We start from the raw sequence: 1,823 nt of genomic DNA, 5'->3' as shown, positions 1-1,823 counted from the left end.
TCACTGATGATCAAATAGGCAGCGGTCGTTTTACCCTGACGCTGAACTTCAACGAAGCGATGGATACGGGCGTTGATCCGACGATCGACTTCCCAACGGCAGATCTCAGCAACACCCTGACGTTTAACGCGGGCAACTGGGAGAATGCCACCACCTATATCGCCACCTTTGACACTGCCGATGCCGATGAAGTGACCAATGACATAGACGTGGAAGTCAGCAATGCTCAGGATGCGGCGGGCAATACGCTTGCCGCCGTAACACAAAACGACCTCTTCAGCGTGGTGACCGCCACCAGCCCAGTTATTCAGGCGATGACCTCGCCCACCGCCGACGGCACCTTTGCGGTAGGCAGCAGCATTGATATCACCGTGACGTTCGATAAAGCGGTCGACTTTACTGCCAACGGCGGCGCGCTAACGGCTACGCTCAACACCGGCGCCACGATCCTTCTCACCAATAGTGACGCCGCTAATCAAACGCAGTTTAGTGGCCGCTATACGGTGCAAGAGGGTGAGACCGACACTACGGGGCTTAACGTCGACTCGCTAACCCTGACCGGCGGTGCCACGCTGGTCGCCCATGATAACGGCATTGCGGCGAACCTTGCTACGCTGCCCAGCGGTCAAAACCTTGCCGATAGTGCTGAGCTGGCAGTTGATGCCAACTCGCCCGCGGCTACCCCAGCACCCACGTTAGCAGCTGATTCCGATAGCGGTGTGAGCGATAGCGATAATCTCACCCACCACACAACGCCCACCCTGACCGGCACCGGGGCCGAAGCGGGAGCCAGCGTTACAATACGGGTCGACGGCATCAGCGTGGGTAGCGCCACCGCCAATGGCAGCGGTGACTGGGCCTTCACCTTGACCGAAGGCGATCTGAGCGAAGGCCTCAACACGATCGATACGCTGGTTAGCGATAGCGCAGGTAATACCAGCAGTGCGTCTGCGGATCTTGCGCTAACCCTGGATACCACCGCGCCCACCGCCAATGACGACACGACAGCCACGGTCCGCGAAGACGCGGGGGAGACCCTGCTAACCAACGTTAACGGAGCAGGCGACAAGCTCACCGATAACGACACAGGCGCAGACGACACGGCCCCTATCACCGCTGTGAATGACCGTGCCGATGCCCTGAGTAGCGCGGTGGCGGGCAGCAACGGCGGGCGCTTTATTATCGAAGCCGATGGCACGGCTAGCTTCGACCCCAATGGCGAGTTTGAAGCCCTTGCCCACGGTGACACGCTTACCACCGATGTCACCGTCGACATTCAAGACACCGCAGGCAATACCAGCACGTCCACCCTTAGCGTGACAGTGGAAGGCGTCAATAATGCACCTACCATCGCCACCAACACAGGCCCCAGCGTAAAAGCCGGCCGTAGCGTCACATTAACGACGGCCAACCTGAATGAAGGCGATCCGGATGATGCTGGCGATGAGCTCACTTATACACTGAACACCCTGCCAACGTCCGGTACGTTATTGCTCGATGGTACCGCCTTAGCCGCAGGCGAGACGTTTACCCAGCAAGACATCGACAATGGCTTGGTGACATTTACCGCGGGCAGCAGTGCGGGCAATGCCAGCTTTGACTTTACCCTGGCTGATGGTGGCGAGGATGGTGTGGAAAGGGTCTCTGGAACTGTGACCTTTACGGTGGAAGCAGCACCGGAGCCAGAACCTGAGCCTGAGCCTGAGCCTGAGCCTGAGCCTGAACCTGAGCCTGAACCCGAGCCTGAACCCGAGCCTGAACCAGAACCAGAACCTGAGCCTGAACCTGAGCCTGAACCCGAGCCTGAACCTGAACCCGAGCCT

Annotated in this window: 1 protein-coding gene; it reads left to right on the top strand. The window is 59.1% G+C overall.

Translation table 11 applies throughout. The annotated features are described in order from the left end of the window. Positions 1–1,823 (top strand): Ig-like domain-containing protein (locus tag HALTITAN_RS25160; RefSeq protein WP_039860951.1); only part of this gene is annotated, 1,823 nt, incomplete at both ends.

This window comes from Vreelandella titanicae BH1, assembly GCF_000336575.1.
GTDB lineage: Bacteria > Pseudomonadota > Gammaproteobacteria > Pseudomonadales > Halomonadaceae > Vreelandella > Vreelandella titanicae.
The sequence above is the reverse complement of the archived record's forward strand: the minus strand, read 5'-3'. Positions and strand labels throughout refer to the sequence as shown.